Origin of the sequence: Achromobacter aegrifaciens (genome assembly GCF_902859965.1) — a bacterium.
Classification (GTDB): Bacteria; Pseudomonadota; Gammaproteobacteria; order Burkholderiales; family Burkholderiaceae_B; genus Achromobacter; species Achromobacter aegrifaciens.
Window position 1 is genome coordinate 43,239 of the sequence record NZ_CADIKO010000003.1, and the last position, 20,174, is coordinate 63,412.

Consider the following 20,174-nt stretch of genomic DNA (forward strand, 5'->3'; position numbering starts at 1 on the left):
ATCAAAAACCAATTTAATGGAGACAAATACCATGACGCGTCCGTGGCTTGCCCATTATCCGCAGGGGGTTCCGGCGGAGATATCGACAGACGGTTATGCCTCCCTGACTGACTTGCTGGACCGGGCCTGCAAGCAGTACGCCTCGCGCATCGCGTGCACCGCGATGGGCAGCAACATCACTTATGCGCAACTCGATGCGCACGCGCAGGCGTTCGCCAGCTGGCTGCAAAGCGTCGGCCTGTCCAAGGGCGAGCGCGTGGCACTGATGATGCCCAACGTGCCCGCCTATCTGGTCAGCATGCTGGGCACGCTGCGCGCGGGGCTGGTGGTGGTGAACGTGAATCCGCTCTACACCGCCGAAGAGCTGCAGCGCCAATTGCTGGACAGCGGCGCGTCGGCCATCGTCATCCTGGAGAATTTTGCGCATACCTTGCAGCGCGTCGCGGATCGCGGGCAGCTCAAGCATATCGTCGTGACCGGTCCGGGCGATCTGCTCGGCGGCCTGAAGGCGCCGCTGGTCAACCTGGCCGCGCGCTATGTCAAGAAGATCGTGCCCGCGTGGCAGATGGATGGCGCCCGCATGCTGCCGGATGTGCTGCGCGACGGCGCGCGCCAGCGCTTTGCGCCGCCCGCGCTGTCGATGGACGACGTGGCGGTGCTGCAATACACCGGCGGCACCACCGGCGTGCCCAAGGGCGCGATGCTGTCCCATCGCAACCTGGTGGCCAACGTGCTGCAAACGGAAGCGGTGGCGCAGCCGGTGGTGCACGACCTCGCGGACCAGCAGCTCACCATCATCAGCGCGCTGCCGCTCTACCACGTGTTCGCGATGACCGTTTGCGGGCTGTACGGCCTGCATGCGGGCATGCGCAATGTGCTCATCATCAATCCGCGCGACCAGCCTTCGCTCATCAACGCATGGCGCAAGGTGCCGATCAATGTGTTCCCCGGCGTCAATACGCTGTTTAACGCGCTGGCCCACAACGAAGACTTCGCGCGCCTGGATTTCTCCGGCTTGCGGCTGACCTTGGGCGGGGGCATGGCGGTCCAGCAGCAGGTTGCCGAACGCTGGCTGAAGATCACCGGCAGGCCGCTGATCGAAGGCTATGGCCTGTCGGAGACCTCGCCGGTGGCGACCGTGAATCCCACCAACGCCACCGCGTATTCGGGTTCCATCGGCCTGCCGCTGCCATCCACCGACGTGGCCATCCTCGATGACGAAGGCCGCGAAGTGCCGCTGGGCGAACGCGGCGAGGTGGGCATCCGCGGACCGCAGGTCATGCTGGGATACTGGCAGAAGCCCGAGGAAACCCGCCACTCCATGACCGCCGACGGCTATTTCCGCACGGGCGATATCGGCATCATGGACGAGCAGGGCTATACACGCATCGTCGACCGCAAGAAGGACATGATTGCGGTGTCGGGCTTCAAGGTCTATCCGAACGAAGTCGAGGCGGCCGTGGCCCAGCATCCCGGCGTGCTGGAGTGCGCGGCGATCGGGGTGCCGGACGAGCATTCGGGCGAAGCCGTCAAGGTGTTCGTGGTGCGGCGGGATCCGACGCTGACCGAGGCGCAGATCCAGGATTGGTGCCGGGAAAAGCTCACGGGCTACAAGCGTCCGCGCTATGTGGAGTTCCGCGATGAGCTGCCCAAGAGCAACGTGGGCAAGATATTGCGCCGGGAACTGCGTCCCGACGCAGTGGCGGGCGTACCCGCAGGCAAGGCGGCGTAGGGCCGTCAGTCCTTCTTGTCGAGGTGCGGCGCGATCATCTCGTGCAGGGCGCGTTCGATGGCCTTGTTGCCGGCCACGACGCGCCCGCCGATGGGCCAGGGATCCTGGCGGTGCATGTCGGAACATGCGCCGCCCGCTTCGCGCAGGATCAGCGTGCCGGCGGCCACGTCCCAGGGCGCCAGGCCCATTTCCCAATAGCCGTCGTAGCGGCCGCAAGCGGTCCACGCCAGGTCCAGTGCCGCCGCACCCATACGGCGCACGCCGCGCGCGCGGTTGATGGCGTCATGCAGCATGGGCATGTACTGCGCAGCGAATGAAAAGTCGCGGAACGGGAAGCCAGTGGCCAGCACCGCATCTTCGATGGTCGCCGTGCGCGAGCACTTGATGCGCCGTCCGTTGAGCCAGGCGCCCAGGCCGTGGACCGCGGTAAAGAGTTCCTCGCGGCTGGGGTCGTAGACCACGCCGACCACGGGCGTGTCCTCGGCCAGCGTGTCGGACGCCGATATGGCGGTGCCTGCGTGTGCGATCAGCGCGATCGACACGGCGTAATGCGGGATGTCGTGCAGGAAGTTGGTGGTGCCGTCCAGCGGGTCGATATACCAGGTGGCGCTGCCTTGGGGCTTGCCGCCCGTTTCTTCGGCGACGATGCCGAACTTGGGCGTGCGCGTTTGCAGCTCCTGGATAATGGCGGCCTCCGCCTCGCGGTCCGCCTGGGATACGAGATCGTTGCGCGCCTTGCGGTCGATCACGAGATCGGCGCGGTGATGCGCGTAGGATTGCAGGATGGCCGCGCCGGCATGGGCTGCCGTGACTGCCGCGTCGATCGCGGCGCACAGGTCGATGGGCGAGGTCTGCGAGCGGGGCTGATCATAGGTATCCATGAAACCAGTGTAAGCCCATGTATGCGTCAAATCCGTGGTGAAGCCCCGAAACCGCCATGCCGCGTGGCTTCCGCCCAACGCGGCCGCATCCGATAATCCGCGCTGATTTTCATTCTCTATTTCGTCTGCCGCCGCCGTTTCCATGTCCTTCTCCTATGCCCCCCTGATCCCCGCCAAGGCTGAATTCGACGCCGATGGCCGGCTCTACAGCCCGGCTTATGGCGATGTCTACCATTCGCCGTCGGGCGCGCTGGGACAGGCGGAACACGTGTTCCTGCGGGGCAATGGCCTGCCTGAGCGTTGGCGCGGACGCCGCGCATTCACCGTCTGCGAAACGGGTTTCGGACTGGGACTGAACTTCCTGGCTCTCTGGAAGGCATGGCGCGACGATCCGCAGCGCAGCGCCGCGCTGCACGTGGTGTCGCTGGAAGGGCATCCCTTTGAACGCGAGGACTTGGCGGCTCTCTTGACGCGTTATGCGCCCGAGCCCTTGGCCGGTCTGGGGCGACAACTGGCGGCAGCTTGGCCGGTCTTGTTGCCCGGACTGCATCGCCTGGAATTCGAGGGCGGCGCCGTCACGCTGACGCTGGGCTTTGGCGATGCGCAGGTCCTGGCGTCCCGTCTGCGCGTCGGCGTGGACGCGTTCTTCCTGGACGGCTTCGCGCCTGAACGCAATCCGCGGATGTGGGAATTGCCCTTGCTGCGCGACCTTGCCAAGCTTGCGGCGCCCGGCGCCACGCTGGCCACCTGGGCCTGCACCGGCGAATTGCGGCAGGCCTTGCGGACGGCGGGTTTCGAGGCGCGGCGCGCGCCCGGCTACGGCGGCAAATGGCATATGACCGTGGCCACTGCGATTGCCCCTGGAGGCGCGGCCGCGGACGTCCCGCACGCGGAGTCCCGCTACGCCGTGGTGGTGGGAGCGGGGCTGGCGGGAGCCGGCATCGCCCAGGCGCTGGCCGCGCGCGGATGGCGTGTGACCGTGATCGACGCGGGCCGGGCGCAGGGCGCGGCGGCGCACGCAGGGCATGTCGCGGCGGCCTTGACGCCGGTGGTGGCGCGAGACGACAACGCGCGGGCGCGCCTGTCGCGCGCCGGCAGCCTGCGCGCGCTGGCGCGCTGGCAGGGTTTGCCGGCAGGCGCGGCGCCCCTGGTCTGCGGCACGGTCCAGCTTGAGCGCGACGAAGGCCGGTCCGCGGCCTTGGCCGGCACCCTGGAGACCCTGGCCTTTCCCGAACACTGGGTGCGCCAGGTCAGCCGCGACGAAGCCAGCGCCTTGGCCGGCCTGCCGCTGGCGCGCGGCGGCGTGTATTTCGGACAGGGCATGCTGCTGCGGCCAGACTTGCTGATAGAGGCCCTGCTGGCGACCGAGGGCGTCACGGTGCAGCCCGGCGCGGCGGCCAGGGTCGAACGCGCCGGCGCCGGCTGGCGCGTGCGCGATGCGGAGGGCGCTGAACTGGCGCGAGCCGATACCGTCGTTCTGGCCAACGCGTTCGGCGCGCGCGCCGTGCTGGCAGACAGCGGCTTGCTGGATCCCTTGCCGCGCGTGGGCCAGATGCACGCGCTTGCGGGAGAAGTGACGCTGCTGCCTGCGCAGACGCTGCGTGGCGGTCCTCGCTGCATCGTGGGCGGCGAGGGCTATCTGCTGCCCGACGTGGGCTCTGGCTGCGTGGCGGGCAGCACCTATGTGCATGGCGCGGCCGAAGCGCGGATCGGCGCCGAGGGCCAGCGTGTCACCCTGGACAAGGCTGCGGGCCTGCTGGGCGGAGGCTTCCCCGAATTCGAATCCCTGGAGCCCGGCAGCCTGCCGGGCTGGGCCGGATGGCGGGCCGTGCTGCCCGGGCGCTTGCCCGCCGTTGGAGAACTACCCCACGCGCCGGGCCTGTGGTTGGCTATCGGCTATGCATCGCGGGGGCTGTCTTGGTCGGCGCTCATGGGAGACCTGATCGCCGCGCGTCTGGCTGGGGAGCCGTCGCCTTTGGAAACCGATCTGGCCCAACTTATTTCGCCACGATGAAAAAAAGCCGAAAGGGGCGCCGGGAGCTTGTCCCGGGTGGCGTAGAATGGCAGGAATTGCCCGGATTTGGCGCCAAATTGGCCTGAGTTGGCCGCGAACCTGGCATTTTGGCGGCTCGACGGCCGCTCCTCTTGGGGGGCGCTGGCCGAAGGCTTTAGACCCCTTTTATGGATGAGATCGCAGTCCAAATGAGGGACCGAGTTTATTTCAAAGCCCAAATCCGTCAAAATAGCGTCTTTTGATGGTTTTTGGCTTAAGCCGGGGGATGCTCTGTGCCGCCCAAGTTCGACTTTGCCCATACTACCCAGCTCGAAAACGTCGAGCTGCTGACGTCCCGCCCCAGTCGCATCGATTTCGACGCGGGCGATGGGTTGCATCTGGTAGTCGAGGCGCATGCGCCTGGCGTCTTTCGCCTGCGCTGCGGCGAGGCTAATCACCTTACCGATGACAAGCCCGGCGCGCGTGCTCGCGCCGTGGCGGAAATGCTGCTCGCGCGCCAGGAGGCCGTGGGCGAAGCCGTTATCGCTCCGCGCGACGACGGGGAGGGCTGGCGGATCACCCAGGGTGACGTTTCCCTGGAAATCCTGTCCAACCCCGTGCGCGTCGCGATCTACCGCAACGACGAACGAGTGTTCGAGTCCGAGGTATCCGCGCATACGCCCGCATTCGGGCACAACGCGCTGGACCAGGCCGACGACGCCGTCTGGACGGCGGGTTTCACGCTGCAGTCCGACGAGCGCATCTATGGCCTGGGCGAAACCCCGGGCGATCTGAACCGCCGCGAAGAATCCGTGGTGTCCGACGACCCCGAGCACCGCGCCCTGCCTTTGGCATGGAGCCCGCGCGGCTGGGGGGTCTACGTCAACACCATGCGCCGCGTCGAACATTCGGTGGGCGTGGCGCCTGCGGATTCCGCCTATGTGCTGACCGTGGACGACGTCGTGCTGGACATGTTCCTGTTCGCTGGCGAACCGGGCGAGATCCTCAATCAGTACACCGCCTTGACCGGCCGCGCGGGCCAGCCTTCGCTGTGGGCGATGGGCGCGTGGCTGCAGCAGGCCCCGGGCGAAATGCCCACGGACACCGTGGCCTTGGTCGCTCGCATGCGCGAAAACCAGATTCCGGTGGATGCCGTGACGCTGGCGCAGCCTGCGGCCTGGGGCTTCCAGTCGGACAAGACGGTTTTCGAATGGGACGCCCAGCGTTTCCCGGACGCCAAGCAGATGCTGGCGCTGTTCCACAAGCACCATGTGCATGTCGCCGCTTCCGGCTTCCCGGGCGTGCTGAAGACCAGCCCGCTGTTCGAGGAACTTGAAGACCGCGGCTGGCTGTTGGCCAAGGACGACGGTTCGGCCCAGGTGTTCGACGGCACCGCCGCCACCTCGGGACAGCCCTACGGCCTGCTGGACCTGACCTACCGCGACATCTACAACCTGTGGGTGGAGCGCCATCGCCAATTGGTCGAAGACGGCCTGGACGCGCCCGCGTGCGACGCCCAGATCGCCATCCCCGACGGCGTCACGGCCCGCAACGGCGAAACCGGTCCTGCGCTGCGCAGCATGTATCCGCTGCTGGTGCGCCGCGCGCTGTTCGATGCGGTTGCCGGCCTGAAGGTGCCGCCGGAAGGCGTGGTGCCCAGCTCCGATCTGTTCCCCGCCGCCCAGCGTCTGCCGTGGCAAGTGGGGCCGCAGGTTGAAAACACCTGGGAAGGGCTGCGTCACACCCTGCGCACCGCGTTGTCGATCGGCGCCAGCGGCTTGCCCGTCCAAGTGCATGGCATCGGCTCGGCCGCGCGCGACCGCGCCGGCATGACGCCCGAGCTGTACCTGCGCTGGCTGACCGCCGGCGTGTTCTCGTCGAACTTCGCTTTCCAGGGCGTGGAAGGCCTGATGCCATGGGACTTCGGCGAAGAAACCCTGGCGCATGCCAAGACCTGGATGCAGTGGCGTTACCGCCTGGTGCCTTACGTGCTTGGCGCCATCGAGGACTCGGCGCGCACCGGCTTGCCGGTGCAGCGTTCCATGGCGATGTCGTTCCCGAACGATCCGCACGCGCACGACTGGGACCTGCAATACCTGCTGGGTCCGGCCCTGCTGGTGGCGCCGGTGACCGAACCCGGCAAGCAGGTGCGCGTGTACCTGCCCAAGGGCGAGGCCTGGTGGGACCTGAACACCGGGCACCGCTACGAAGGCGGCACCACCTGGACCATCGATTGCGAACTGGGCCAGTTCCCGGTTTTCGGCCGCGAAGGGCACATGCTCTGTCTTGGACCGGCGGCGCAGCATACGGGCGAGTTCAACTCGGCCCGCATCCTGGACGAGGTCTGGATGTTCGGCATGCCGGTGCATAACCCGGTCGTCATGCGCAACAAGATCCGCGTGATGCAGATGCAAGGCTCCAGCTACATCAAGGGGCTGGAAGGCCTGCGCATCTCTCCGTCCGAGGGCCTGGAAGTCAAGCGCCGCGGCGCGGAAGTCCGCATCTCGCGCGCACGCTGAAAAAGCCGGCTGCGGCCGGTCCGGCACAAAATGGGCAGTCAGGAAGGCTTTCCTTCCTGACTGCCCTTTCCGCGTTATGGCGTGTGCTCCTTAGGGACGCAACCGGGCGCGGGTACGGGTTCTTATATTACTTGTAGTTATAAAAAATGAAAGAAACAGTCGTTCTCTGTAGAAGAGAAAAGATACAAAATCGCTTGCCATGATTCAGATCGAGAACCTATCCAAGACCTACGCCACGCCGCACGGACAATTCCAGGCGCTGCGCGGCATCAACCTGCATATCAAGCAGGGCGAGGTCTTCGGCATCATCGGCCCCAGCGGGGCCGGCAAAAGCACGCTGGTCCAGTGCATCAACTTGCTGGAGCGGCCCAATGAAGGATCGATCGCCATCGGCGGCCAGTCCCTGACCGGCTTGAACGAGGCGCAGTTGCGCGAGCAGCGCCGCCGCATCGGCATGGTGTTCCAGGGGTTCAACCTGCTGTCGCGCCGCACGGTGTACGGCAATGTTGCGCTGCCGCTGGAAATTGCCGGCGTGGCCAAGGCCGAGATTCCGGCCCGCGTCGAGCGCCTGCTGGCGCTGGTGGGCCTGGAGCATCTGCGCGACCGCTATCCCAGCCAGATCAGCGGCGGCCAGAAGCAGCGCGTCGGCATTGCCCGCGCCCTGGCCAACAATCCGGACGTGCTGCTCAGCGACGAAGCCACGTCCGCGCTGGATCCGGAAACCACCCACAACATCCTGGCCTTGCTGCGCGACATCAACCGCAAGACCGGCGTGACCGTGGTCATGATCACGCACCAGATGGAAGTCGTGCGCGAGGTCTGCGATCGCGTCGCCGTGCTGTCGCAGGGCGAAGTCGTCGAAATGGGCAGCACGCGCGAAGTGTTCGCGCAGCCGCGCCACGAAGTGACCCGCGCCATGGTGTCGGCCGCCACCGCGTCCGACCTGACCGACGCCACGCTGGCCGCGGTCAAGGAGCGCATCCAGGCGCTTGCCGCCGCCAAGCCGGGCCAGGCCGTGCGTCTGCTGCGCCTGTCGCTGACCGGCACCGACGCGTCGGGCTCCTTCCTGTCCGACCTGTACAAGCAGTATTCGCTGGACGTGGGCCTGATCCAGGCGCGCGTGGAAGACATCCAGGGCGTGGCCGTGGGCACGATGTTCGTGCTGGCCCAAGGCGCGCCCGCATCGGTCAAGGACGCGATTGCCGCGCTGGCCGCCCGTGACATTACCGTTGAAGAAATAGCTCATGAGTCCGCAACTGATCGACCTGCTTATTACGTCGCTGCTTGACACCCTGCTGATGGTGGGCGTGGCCAGCGCCATCGCGGTGGTGATCGGCATTCCGCTGGGCGTGATCCTGACGGTGACGGCCCGCGGCAACATGCTCGAGAACCAGTCCGTCAACCATGTGCTGGGCGCGGTGATCAACGCCACGCGTTCGGTGCCGTTCGTCATCCTGATGGTTGCGATCATCCCGTTCACGCGCCTGGTGGCGCAGACCTCCATCGGCACCACCGCCGCCATCGTGCCCTTGTCGGTCGCCGCGATTCCGTTCATGGCCCGCATCGCCGAAAACGCCATGCGCGAAGTCGACCCGGGGCTGATTACCGCGGCGCGCGCCATGGGCGCGTCGCCCATGCAGATCATCATGAAGGTGCTGCTGCCCGAATCCTTGCCCGGCCTCATCGCAGCCACGGTCGTCACTGTCGTCAGCCTGATCGGTTACTCGGCCATGGCCGGGGCCATCGGCGGAGGCGGCCTGGGCGACCTGGCCATCCGCTACGGCTACCAGCGTTTCCAGTCCGACGTGATGGCCGCAGTCGTCATCGTGCTGATCGTCCTGGTCCAGGTGATCCAGAGCCTGGGCGACCGTTACGTGCGCCGCATCTCGCATCGCTGATCCTGCCGGCGCCGCATCCATTTCTCCTCACTTCCGACATTCGGGATACTGCAACATGAGCATCAAGGTTTTGAAGTCGCTGGCCGCGTTCGCACTCGGCGCCGCCGTTTTCGCCCAGCCCGCGCTGGCCCAGGACAAGCCGCTGAAGATCGGCGTGACCGCCGGCCCGCACGCCCAGATCTTTGATGTGGTGAAGCAGGAAGCCGCCAAGCAGGGCCTGAACATCCAGGTCATCGAATTCACCGACTACGTGCAGCCCAACGTCGCGCTGTCCTCGGGCGACCTGGACGCCAACAGCTACCAGCACCAACCCTATCTGGACAACGCCAACGCCGACCGCGGCTACAAGCTGGTCAGCATCGCCAAGACGGTGATTTTCCCCATCGGCATCTACAGCAAGAAGATCAAGTCGCTGTCCGAGCTGAAGGAAGGCGCCCGCATTGCGCTGCCGAACGATCCGACCAATGGCGGCCGCGCCCTGCTGTTGCTGCAGGCCAACGGCTTGATCAAGCTGCGTCCCGATGTCGGCCTGAAGGCGACCCCGATCGACGTGGTCGAGAACCCCAAGAAACTGCGCTTCATCGAACTCGACGCTGCTCAGTTGCCGCGCTCGCTGGATGACACCGATGCGTCGGCCGTGAATACCAACTTTGCGCTGGAAGCCGGCCTGAATCCCGCCAAGGACGCCATCGCCCAGGAATCGCCCGACTCGCCGTACGCCAACGTGTTGGTCGTACGTGAAAAGGACAAGGACCGTCCCGAGTTCGCCAAGCTGATCGCCATCTATCACAGCCCGGCCGTGAAGCAGTTCATCGAGACCAAGTACAAGGGCGCGGTGGTGGCCGCCTGGTAAGCCCAGCACCGCCAGCTCCAGGAACGGCCGCCGCGAGCGGCCGTTTTTGTTGCTCGGTGGAAGTTATGGGCTGGGGCCTTGCATGGAATTTTGACAAACGGCGTCAAATCGGCCATAATTTCTGGCTTCGGTCGGGTTGTTAGCTCAGTCGGTAGAGCAGCGGACTTTTAATCCGTTGGTCGCGAGTTCGAGTCTCGCACAACCCACCACCCCAATTCTCGTACAAAGCAATGGCTGTCCAAGCATTGCTGTACTCAAGAAAAACGCCGCTATTTCTAGCGGCGTTTTTTTTGCTTCTTGATCATTGTGGTTGATGACCTGGCTATGGACTCGGCTTGTGGCCGGGTTGAAGCCGCTGCTGGACCGGCGCGCGTTGCAGCCGGTCCATTCGTGTTGCTCTCTTACGTAGAGGCCGCAAACGCGATGAGGGTCGGTTCCGCCATCGGCACATGCCGCGGGGGCTGGGACGATGCCGTCTTGAACACTTCGACCGCATGCAGCAGGTCGCGCGCCTGTTCCGCCATGGAATGCGCCGCGGCAGCTGATTCCTCGACCAATGCCGCGTTCTGCTGTGTCACGGAGTCCAGTTGCGCGATGGCGACGTTGACCTGTTCGATACCTATGGCTTGTTCGCGCGACGCGGTGGCGATCTCTCCTGTTATTGTCTTCATGCGCATCACCGAGGTCACGACGTCCTCCATGTCCCGGCCAGCCCGCGCGGCGAGATCCCGTCCGGCCTGGACCACGGAAGTGGAGGTCTCGATCAGGTCTTTGATTTCCCTTGCGGATGTGGCGCTGCGTTGAGCCAGCGCCCGGACCTCGCCGGCGACCACGGCGAAGCCGCGGCCTTGATCCCCGGCCCTGGCGGCTTCCACTGCAGCGTTCAACGCAAGTATGTTTGTCTGAAATGCAATGCTCTCGATCAGCGACACGATCTGAGCGACCTTTTCGGAGTTGGCGGAAATCTCTGTCATGGCTGCGAGCATCTCGGACACCACACTGCCAGCTTTCTCGGCTGCCTTGGCTCCTTCAATGGCTACTTCGTCTCCGCTTGCCGCGTTGTCTTGATTCAGTCGCACGGTGGACGTCAGCTGTTCGATGCTGGCGGCGGTTTCTTCCAGAGAGGCGGCCTGCTCCTCGGTACGGTGCGACAGGTCTGCATTGCCTTGGGCAATCTGACCAGCAGCCGTCGAAATCGACGAAGCCGACGATTTGATTGCATCGACGATTCTGGATAGACGTGATCGCATGGATTCCAGACCATGCATCAAGCTGTGGTCATAGCGGGAATCGAGCTGCAGTCGGCTGGTCAGATCGCCATCCGCGATGCTTACCGCCAGGACTTGTGCATCGCCGGGATCGCCACCCAGCTGGCGCAGGATGCTGCGCGCCGTGAGACAGCCAGCAAGCACCCCAAGCAGCAGCGCGATCATGACGGTCGTTCCTACAGCCCATTGCAACTGGTTCGCGAACGTTCGGGTATCCGCCGCGCGTGCGTCGTTGATCTGCGTTTCGAGCGCCGCGAGTGTGGAAAGCGTTTCCTGGAGCACGCGTTGCTTGGGCCGCAGTTCCTCTTCCAGCAGATGTTGCGCGTTCTGGCGGTCGCCGTTCAATCCTTCTTCCATGACACGCACGAACTGCGAACGCATGTCTTGTTGTGCAACGCCGGCGGCGGCGAACAGACGCCTTTCCTCGTTGGTGGTGCCAGAGCGGCTGGAGAACATGCCGCCCAGCTTGTCTCGAGATTCGTTGTAGAGTTTCTCCGCTTCATTTGCCCGCAGTAATTCGGCCTTCAGCACCGACGGATCCGTGAGGAGCAGAATGTTGCGGATCGCGATGGCCTGTTCCTGGACTTGGTAGCGCATGTCGATCGCCAGGCGCCGCTGTTCGTTGTTGATCGAGGTGATCTGATAGACATCCTGCTCCAACGCCCGGATGCCAAACGCGCCGAGAACGCCGGACACCAGCAGCGCCACCATGATCATCGCAAAACCCATGGCAAGGCGAGTACGCATCTTCAGCTTTGATGGCTTCATTTCAGTTTCGCTTTCAAAAATGGAATCTCTGTATTCGGTTCACGCTGTCCGGACTATACGGACGCGCTGCGCGCGACAAAAGACAGAAATTTTGTTCCGCCAAGCACTTTTTCCTATTTTGTGGGCGACCGTAGATCACGCCGCGCAAGCCCGCGCGGCGCAGGTCAAAGCCATCCATCGATTTATCGCGCCGGGTTGTCGGACTGCGTGATGACGCAGTTGCGGCCAGAGGCCTTGGCGCGATAGAGCAGTGCGTCCGCTTGCTTCAGCAACGCGTCGATATCCCTGATTTCATCTGCCCGCGCGCAGACCACGCCAAAGCTGCTAGTGATCGACGTTATGGTCCTGCCGTCGGCAGGGACCGTCAGGCGTTCGATGCGGCGGCGCATGCTCTGCGCCATTGCGCTTGCTTGCGCCATGCTGGGAACCGTGCATAGCACCGCGAATTCTTCGCCGCCGATGCGCGCAACGATGTCGGTGCGCCGCCATGTCTGATGGCATGCCTGGGCCACCGCCACCAGCACGTTGTCGCCGCCGGCGTGGCCGTAGGAATCGTTGATCCGCTTGAAATGATCGATGTCGAAGACGATCAAAGTCAGCATCTGTTCCGGCTCATGCAGGCTTGCGCACAAGGCTACGGCGCGGACGTGAAATGCGCGACGGTTGAGCAGCCCCGTGAGGAAGTCTGTCTCCGCCAAGGTCGCCAGATCGGCGATGAGCCGCTCGCGTTCATGCTCTGTCCGGGACTTGGCGATGGCGTCCTCCTTCAATCTCTGAATGGCGTCGAACAGGCCGCGGACTTCCTTCCGATAGCCGGCGCCGGAGATTGGCGCGGGGGCGTTGTCATTGATGGAGTTGATGATTTCGGTGGCCACGACGAATGGTCGTATCAGACGCCAGCGGAACTTGGTGAATCCCCAGGTGGCGGCCAGCAACAGCACGATGGCGACCGCTGTGGTCGTGACCAGTTCCGTCACCGCGTTGACGCGTTGCCGTTCCAGGAGCTTTTCCAATACGCTCAGCACTTCATCGCGGAAGTCGACGATGGATTGCATCAGCGGAACATAACGCTCCTGCGTGCCCGCCTGCGGACTGGGCGAGTCAGCGCTTGAAGGCGGCGTGTGGCGCAAGGTTTCGATGTACTCCAGGCCTGCGCCAAAATACTCAAACTGAACTCGGGGATAAGCGCGCGTCTCGAGGTCCGCATGGGTGGAAAGCTGTACTTCAAGCAACGCACGCAATTGCGAAACGCGTCCAAGCTGCTGTTCGATGCGTTGCGTTTCCAAGTCACTGAGGGGGCGACGCTGAACCTGTGCGGGCATGAAGGAGGATCCCAGCAGGCCGGCTTGTTCGCGCAGGCCTGCAGCAAGCATGGCAATGGTCATGAGGCCGGGGCTTTCCACTTCATGTCGGATCACGACGGCCGAGTTGTCGAGCGCGGTTTCCTCGAGAGCGGGAATGAGCCCGGCCATGATGACCACCACGTCATTCAGCTCTTGCGCGCTGATCAGCGCACGCGGCCTGGCGATGAGCCGATCTGCGGCGGCGCGGTGTTGGACCAGGGTCCGCGCGATGTGCTGGACGGTGGCTCGGACATCCCTGCAACTGTCGCAGCTGCGGGTTCGGTGCAGTTCCAGCAGCTCGGCAATTCTGTTGTCGCTGGCGTTGCGCGCGAGTTGTAGTTCTTGCTGTCTGGCCTCGGATACCGGCTGGCCTTCAATCAGCGCCGCATTCATCGAACCGCGTTCCATCAGGACGGTAGCCATCGCCTCCAGCGTGCCCTGGACGACGCCCAGGCTCGACATGGCATCGCGCGCCGCCGCGTGGGCCCGCCAGCTATGCGTAAGTTGAATGCCTATCAGCGCGCTGACCGGGATGAGCACGCCGATGACATAGGCCACCGTGTAGCGGTTCAGGGATTTCAAAAGAACGGTGCGGACGAAGAGGTTTCAACAGGCGGGAGGGGTAGCGGCAGACTTGCCGCGTCGCGCGCGATTCACTCCTTGGCTCCGAGCGTGTCCTGCAGTATCACTTTGTTGAGCGCCAGGATGGCGATAAGGCGTTCAAGCCGGTTGCACTCGCTTTCCAGCTTGTTCAGCAACTTCAGTTCAGAGGACGCAAGCCCGTCGTAATGCGTCTTCCACTCGTGGAAAATCGCTACGCTCACGCCCATGCGCTTGCAGATGTCAGACATCGGCGTGCCAAGCGTCGCCTGTCTCAACGCATGCCTGATCTGTTCTTCCGTAAAGCCCAATCGATCCATGTTATGCACCCCCCGTATCCTGAGACGAAGTCAATTCCTTTCAAACCATGAGCGCGTACACCCCGAGCAATCGCTTTGACTCATTGCGTCAAGCTACCTGCAAGCCGCGTAGCGCCTGTAGCACTGCAACCCGGGTTTGTCCCAGCACCATGCCGTGCCAATTCGCCTCGTTGCAATAGAACGCGTCCAGCGTGGTCTGCAGGATGGTCCGCCGCAATTCGTCCGGCGCTTCGGGGTGCGCGTGCAGCCAGTTCCTGCCGCACAACGCATGCACCATGGCGTCGAAACGGACAGCCCCGAAAACAATGGCCATGGACGTCGGCAGCGACAAAGGACAGGCCTGATAAATCAGATCGGCAAGCTGGCCGGAGATATCTACCGACACCGAGTTGCCTTGATAGGGAACGGTGATGTCGCTTCCCCACCACTGGCGTGCGCGCGCCACTTCGGCGTCGTCGTGGCGGCCGGCGTAGAGTTTTTCGCCGTGGCCGCGCGGTCCCCAGCCGGTGTGCACGTCGATCCAGCCGATATGGGTACGCGTACGCGCATACTCGTGCAGGATACGGCGCAGGTTTTGCAGCGATGCCGCCGGACGGTCACCGCCATAGAACAGGCCGTTGGCGTGCGAATACTGGCCCCGCGAGACCGCTTGCGCGAATGTGGACTGCCCGTGTTCGGCGATGTACTGGGCGATCAGTTGCTGGTTGGATTCTGTGGGGGGCCATTCCTCGGGCAGCAGCAGGTCGTGCAGCCTTGCGTATTCGGGGTTTGCCGGTAGCGGTCGTCCGTCGAAGGGCAGTCCGTTGCGGTTCAGATCGATGTTGTACTCGTCCGTCCGGGCGATCCAGGAATAGCCGTAAGGATTGACCGCATGCACCAGCAGTAAGGCCACGCCGGCCTCTCGTGCGCGGGCCAGCATGACGGTATCGTCGAGCAGCGCGAGCTGGCACCCGGAGCCGCAGAATCCTTCCACTCCCAGCACGGCGGATGTCATGATGAGAATCCGATCGGCGTCGGGGTCGCCGATGTAGGCGACATCGGTGCTCAATGCCTCGCCTTCGCTGCCGGTCTGGTCGATGCCATAGGAGTGGAACGAATCGGCGAGCGGCCTGGCCGCCTGCGCAAAACGCTCGCGCGCCTGGGCGTAGCTGCGGGAAAAGTAGCTCGCGCTGGTTCGCATCAGGCCTCCTGTAAGCCGGACAGGGCTTGCAGAACGGCCACGCGGCTTTGGCCCAGGATCATGCCGTGCCAATCGGCGGCGTTGCAGTAGAACGCATCCAGCGTGGCGTTCAGGATGGCGTCGCGCTTGGCGTCGTCGGCCTCTGGATGGGCAAGCAGCCAGTTGCGGCCGCGCAGCGCTTCGATCATGGCGTCAAGGGGAACGGTGCCGAATTCCAGCGCCATCGGCGTGTGCAAGGCGTCCGGACAAGTCTGGTAGATCAGGCCCGCCAACTGGCCGGTAATGTCCACCGATGCGGAACTGCCTTCGTAGGGAACGGCGATATCGCTGCCCCACCATTGGCGGGCCCTGGCGACCGCGGCAGCGTCGCGGCGGCCCGCGTAGATTTTCTCGCCGTGACCGCGAGGCCCCAATCCTGTATGCACGTCGATCCAGCCGATATGCTTGCTGCGACTGCCGTGCTGTTGCAGGATATGGCGCAGATTCAGTAGCGACGCAGTGGTGTGGTTGCCGCCGTAGAACAGGCCGTCGGCGTGCGTGTACTGTCCGCGGGTCACGACCTGGGCAAAAGCCGCCCGGCCGTGCTCGGCGATGTAGGCTTCGATTCGCGCGATGTTCGACGGGGCGGGCGGCCATTCCTTGGGCAGCAGCAGATCATGTACTTCGGCATATCCAGGGTTCTGCGGCAGGGGGCGACCGTCGAAGATCTGGTCATTGCGATTCAGGTCGACATTGTCTTCGTTCGTACGCGCCAGCCAGGAAAACCCGTAAGGGTTGATTGCGTGCACGAGCAGCAACGCCACACCGGCCCTGCGGGCGCGTTCCAGCATGGCGGCGTCGTCCAGCAGGGCCAATTGGCAGCCCGAGCCGCAAAAGCCTTCCACGCCATGCGTGGCGGAGGTCATGATCAACAGCCGTTCCGCGTCCGGTGGGCCGATCAACGCGACATCGGTTGCCAACGCTTCGCCTGCGCGGCCCGCGGGTTCGATGACGTAGGAGTGAAAGTGCGTGGCCAGTGGTTTGGCCGCGAGCACGAAACGGTGGCGAGCCTCTTCGTAGCTGCGCGAGAAGTAGCTGGAACCGAGCTGCATCAGGCCTCCTGAGCGTCGATGTCGTCGTGGGTGCGGTCGTCGATCCAGAACAGCACCACTGTTGAAAGAGCTATCGCCACCATCAGGAACCACGCCGGCGCCATGGAGTTGCCGGTAACGTGCAGCAGCCAGGTCACGAAGAACTGCGCGAAGCCGCCGAACACGGAGATGCCCAGTCCGTACACGACCGACATGCCCGTCGTGCGTACGGCCTTGGGGAAGAGTTCGGGAAGCATCGTGAATGCCGGCGCCGACTGCAGCGCCACCAGTACCGCAAACAGGGCGACGAGCAACATCAGCCGTTCGGTGCTGGGTGCGGTCATCAGCCACTGGAAGCAGGGCAGCAGGACGATCAGGGTCGCCAGACGCGACCAGAAGATCACGCGCTTGCGGCCATAGCGGTCCGCAAGCATGCCGACAAATGGCGCAATCAGGAAGCCGACAGCGCCGAACACGACGCTTGCCGACAGAGTGGACGTCGCCGGCAAGCCCAATTCCCGGTTGGCATAGGCTGGCATGTAGAAGCTGAGGATCTGCGTGCTGACCATGCCGCCGATGAGCAACAGGATGCCCTTGAGTATGGTGACCTTGTAGTCGGCGAAGACGCGGCGCAAAGGTTGGTGAGTGGTGGCGCGGTGCGCGGTCGCGCGTTGCGGTTTGCCGGTGTTTTGAGGTGAGCTGGTCAGCGTTTCTTCGAGGTTCCGGCGGATGTAGGCGCCCACGGGCACGGTCAGGATGCCGATCACGAATGGCACGCGCCAGCCCCAGGCCTGCATCTGTTCCGTTGTCAGCCCCATGGTCAGCAGCGTCACGACCAGTGCGCCAAGCATTACGCCCAGCGACTGGCTGCCGAACTGCCAACTGGAATAGAAGGCGCGCTTGCCTCGTGGCGCATGTTCAACCAGCAGGGTGGTGGAGGCGCCGACCTCGCCGCCCGCGGCGAAGCCCTGGATCAGTCGGGCCAGCACCATCATGACCGGGCCGACCATGCCCATTTGCGCATACGTGGGGGCCACGGCGATCAAGGCACAGCCCAGGCCCATCATCCACAGCGTCAGCGTCATGGCCGCACGGCGGCCGTGGCGGTCGGCATAGGAGCCGATGAGCATGCCGCCCACGGGGCGCATCAGGAATCCGACGCCAAAGGTGGCGGTGGTCAAGAGCAATTGGCCGTAGCCCGAGGCGGCCGGGAAGAACAGCGGGCCGAGCACCAGCATCAGAAAGGTGAAAACGGTGAAATCGAAGAATTCAAGTGCGTTGCCGATGGTGGTGCCAGCGATGACGCGCCGGCGCATGGACGGCGTGTGGAGCGCGTTGGACGCGGTCGCTGCGATTGCGATAGACATGGTTTCCCCTGGTGTCTGGTGAGAGGTGCGCCGATCCGTGGTCCCGGGCCTTGGGCTCGCCTCTCGAAGGGCACTATACGGATGCCCTTGGATAAGAAAAAGAAAGAAAATTCGATTTGGTGAACACTTTTTTATATAGAGCAGCCTCCCTTTCCCCCAGTGTTTTGATCCGGTCGCCAACATGGAATGGCGATTCAGATTCGGGGCGTCACGCCACAGGCGCGTCAGTGTCGTCATGGGGCGGCCACGCCGATCGGCAGGCATGGTTTTCCCTGGTGTCTCTCGGGGGGGCGCGGTCTGTGCATCCTGGTCTCGGCCCCCCTTCTTTGAGAGGCACTATAAGGACGCCTTGAAATAAGAAAAAGACAGGATTTGAGTTCTAATGAATACTTTTCCTTATAGGGCGGGTGACCTGGAAAGTCCTGCGCATATACCCCGGGGGCGAATCGTGCCTTGCATGAATGGTGGCCGCGCCGGTGGCGGCGTTCCTGCCGCAGGCTGCCGGTGAATTCCGCGCGAGCACATCTGTGCGCCGCTGCTATATGGTTGCCATAGAATGAAAAACCGAAGTTGCGCGCAGTGATCTGTCCTTTTGTATTCCGCAAAAGTCCGCCGGAGCCGAACGCATGAACCTACGCCAATTGCGCGCCTTCGCGTTGATCGCCGAGCACGGCAGCATCCGCGCCGCGGCGCGAGCGCTCTCCGTGACGCAGCCCGCCGCGACCCGCAGCTTGCGCGAACTCGAACAGACCGTGGGGGTCGATCTCGTGCGCCGCAGCGTCAAGGGTGTGGAGCTGACTACCTACGGCGAGGCGCTGTACAAACGGGCCATCGTCATCCTGCAGGAGACCCGCCGCGCGCGTGAGGAAATCGGTCAGATGCGCGATGGTGAAGGCGGTACGTTGAACCTGGCCGTGAGTTCGGCGGCGCTGGTCGTCGTGCCGGACGCACTGGTTGCATTCCGCGCGCGCATGCCGCGCGTGGCGGTTTCGTTCAATGAAGTGGCGCCGCCTTACAGCCATGAGCAGCTGGAGTCCGGACGCTACGATTTTCTGGTGCAAACCGAGTACGACGGCGAGATCATCGACGGTTTCGCGCATCGTCCGCTGTTCACGCTGCCGCTCGCGGTCGGCGCGCGTCTGGGGCATCCGCTGCGCAAGGCGCGCAGCCTGGCTGAGTTGCATGACGCGCCCTGGCTCGTGCCGGGTAACCCGGAAGCCCCCACAAACCTGCTGAGGCTGGCTTTCGCCGCGCACGGCCTGTCTTTGCCGCGCGACACCATTTCCTGCCATTCGGTGGCAGTGGCGTTGGCCATCATGGCAAAAAGCGATGCGCTGGGCATTTTCGTACGCCCTTTGTTCGAGCATGACCTCCTGCCGGCGAACATGCGCATGATGCCGTTGGCGCATGAGTTGCCTTCTGCCCGCATTTCGATCCTGGCAAAAAAGGAGTCGCCGCCCACGCCGGCCGCCGAGTGCTTCATCGATTGCCTGATCGCCACACGGGACTCCATGTTCGCTGCCTCCAAGGAAGGGCGGTCCAGCGCGCAAAAATCCGGTCTCATGGACTCCGCGGGACTGGCCCTGCCGTGATGCCGGCTGTCGCCCGGAATTTGGGTCAGCGCGCCGGCCTGCCGCGCTTGGGAAGGCTCGCGCCCAGCAGCGCCATGAGCTCCCGATGGTTGCGCACGCCCAGATGCTGGAAGGCCCGGTAGCGATAGGTCAGGGCAGTGGTCTCGGACACGCCCATTTCCAGGGCTGCTTCCTTGGTGGTCAGTCCGTCGAGCACATGCGTGATCAGTTGCCGTTCGCGGCCCGATAGCTTGGTCAAGAGTTGTACCTGCAGCGGCTGGTCCGCGGGCGCGCGCCGGGTCACCTGGACATGGCGCATGACTGCCGCCGCGATCAGCGACGCGTGTTGCGACATGCGCTCGAAGTCCTTGGGACCGTAGTCCGGATACGAAAAGTTCCGGTGCAGACTGACCGCCACCCGGTAGCCGTCAGGGAACACGGCCAGCAGCGACATGCGTTCGCGTATGCCGGGCTCGTCATAGCAGACGCGGCGGTAGTGGGCATCGGCGACCTCTTCGGCGAATTGATGCCCGATCCAGAGTTGGCGCGCTTTGGCGGGTTTGCGCCGGGACAGCCAGATCATGTTGGAGTCCTGCTTGTCGAAGCCCAGGCGCATGTATTCGATGGCGGTCAGCGTCGCGACTTCACCGATGGCGCTGGCGCTCGAAACGGCTTCCACACGCCCGCTGCTGCGCAGCGCAAACACCGTGCAATGACTGGCGGGCAAGGTGGTGCCCAGCGCGTCCAGCACCCCGGCGGCGAAGTTTTCGGCGCCGATTGCATTCATCAGTGCAATGCTCAGCGCCTGGCC

15 protein-coding genes and 1 tRNA gene are annotated in these 20,174 nt (G+C 64.2%); 8 read left to right on the forward strand and 8 right to left on the reverse strand.

Translation table 11 applies throughout. The features are described 5' to 3' along the window. Nucleotides 1-31 precede the first annotated feature (31 nt). Complete coding sequence (locus tag HV793_RS19225) at nt 32-1,732, forward strand: AMP-binding protein (RefSeq protein WP_175213788.1); 1,701 nt, start codon at nt 32-34, stop codon at nt 1,730-1,732. A gap of 5 nt (nt 1,733-1,737) precedes the next feature. Here the strand turns inward: HV793_RS19225 and HV793_RS19230 are convergent, their stop codons facing one another. Next, nucleotides 1,738-2,613 carry an inositol monophosphatase family protein gene (locus HV793_RS19230; RefSeq protein ID WP_054457624.1) on the reverse strand — a complete coding sequence of 292 codons (876 nt, stop codon included), beginning with the start codon at nt 2,611-2,613 and terminating at the stop codon, nt 1,738-1,740. Between the two features lie 142 nt (nt 2,614-2,755). Here HV793_RS19230 and mnmC point away from each other — a divergent pair, with 142 nt between their 5' ends. The 6 genes from mnmC to HV793_RS19260 all read left to right on the forward strand — a co-directional run bounded on the left by mnmC (nt 2,756) and on the right by HV793_RS19260 (nt 10,085). Next, a complete protein-coding gene (mnmC, locus tag HV793_RS19235) occupies nt 2,756-4,627 on the forward strand; it encodes a bifunctional tRNA (5-methylaminomethyl-2-thiouridine)(34)-methyltransferase MnmC2/FAD-dependent 5-carboxymethylaminomethyl-2-thiouridine(34) oxidoreductase MnmC1 (protein WP_119451415.1) in 1,872 nt (623 codons plus the stop codon). A 272-nt stretch (nt 4,628-4,899) separates the two neighbouring features. Then, nucleotides 4,900-7,125 (forward strand): glycoside hydrolase family 31 protein, encoded by a 2,226-nt coding sequence (locus HV793_RS19240; protein WP_054457579.1) that lies wholly within the window; start codon nt 4,900-4,902, stop codon nt 7,123-7,125. A gap of 199 nt (nt 7,126-7,324) precedes the next feature. Further along, a complete protein-coding gene (locus HV793_RS19245) occupies nt 7,325-8,413 on the forward strand; it encodes a methionine ABC transporter ATP-binding protein (RefSeq protein ID WP_054457578.1) in 1,089 nt (362 codons plus the stop codon). Continuing rightward, a complete protein-coding gene (locus HV793_RS19250) occupies nt 8,370-9,023 on the forward strand; it encodes a methionine ABC transporter permease (RefSeq protein WP_042796433.1) in 654 nt (217 codons plus the stop codon). Before HV793_RS19245 ends, HV793_RS19250 begins: the two co-directional genes overlap by 44 nt. Before the next feature lie 55 nt (nt 9,024-9,078). Then, entirely contained in the window at nt 9,079-9,876 is a 798-nt protein-coding gene (locus tag HV793_RS19255) for a MetQ/NlpA family ABC transporter substrate-binding protein (protein ID WP_054457577.1), read from the forward strand. A 133-nt stretch (nt 9,877-10,009) separates the two neighbouring features. Further along, nucleotides 10,010-10,085 (forward strand) — tRNA-Lys (locus HV793_RS19260). 192 nt (nt 10,086-10,277) lie between these two features. On the opposite strand, the gene HV793_RS19265 is transcribed toward HV793_RS19260, so the two are convergent. The 6 genes from HV793_RS19265 to HV793_RS19290 all read right to left on the reverse strand — a co-directional run bounded on the left by HV793_RS19265 (nt 10,278) and on the right by HV793_RS19290 (nt 17,792). Beyond that, nucleotides 10,278-11,912 (reverse strand): methyl-accepting chemotaxis protein, encoded by a 1,635-nt coding sequence (locus HV793_RS19265; RefSeq protein WP_175213789.1) that lies wholly within the window; start codon nt 11,910-11,912, stop codon nt 10,278-10,280. 182 nt (nt 11,913-12,094) lie between these two features. After that, nucleotides 12,095-13,837, reverse strand: a complete 1,743-nt coding sequence (locus tag HV793_RS19270; RefSeq protein WP_054457575.1) for a GGDEF domain-containing protein — start codon at nt 13,835-13,837, stop codon at nt 12,095-12,097. Between the two features lie 71 nt (nt 13,838-13,908). Beyond that, complete coding sequence (locus HV793_RS19275) at nt 13,909-14,175, reverse strand: transposase (protein WP_175163501.1); 267 nt, start codon at nt 14,173-14,175, stop codon at nt 13,909-13,911. 88 nt (nt 14,176-14,263) lie between these two features. Beyond that, nucleotides 14,264-15,355 (reverse strand): M14 family metallopeptidase, encoded by a 1,092-nt coding sequence (locus HV793_RS19280; RefSeq protein WP_175213790.1) that lies wholly within the window; start codon nt 15,353-15,355, stop codon nt 14,264-14,266. Then, nucleotides 15,355-16,446, reverse strand: a complete 1,092-nt coding sequence (locus HV793_RS19285) for a M14 family metallopeptidase (RefSeq protein WP_175213791.1) — start codon at nt 16,444-16,446, stop codon at nt 15,355-15,357. The genes HV793_RS19280 and HV793_RS19285 overlap by 1 nt, the downstream gene beginning before the upstream one ends. After that, a complete protein-coding gene (locus tag HV793_RS19290) occupies nt 16,446-17,792 on the reverse strand; it encodes an MFS transporter (RefSeq protein ID WP_125472049.1) in 1,347 nt (448 codons plus the stop codon). The genes HV793_RS19285 and HV793_RS19290 overlap by 1 nt, the downstream gene beginning before the upstream one ends. Nucleotides 17,793-18,418: 626 nt before the next feature. Here HV793_RS19290 and HV793_RS19295 point away from each other — a divergent pair. After that, complete coding sequence (locus tag HV793_RS19295) at nt 18,419-19,384, forward strand: LysR substrate-binding domain-containing protein (RefSeq protein ID WP_054457570.1); 966 nt, start codon at nt 18,419-18,421, stop codon at nt 19,382-19,384. A gap of 25 nt (nt 19,385-19,409) precedes the next feature. Here HV793_RS19295 and HV793_RS19300 read toward each other — a convergent pair whose 3' ends face one another. Continuing rightward, nucleotides 19,410-20,150, reverse strand: a complete 741-nt coding sequence (locus tag HV793_RS19300; protein WP_225589009.1) for a helix-turn-helix transcriptional regulator — start codon at nt 20,148-20,150, stop codon at nt 19,410-19,412. Nucleotides 20,151-20,174: the final 24 nt, after the last annotated feature.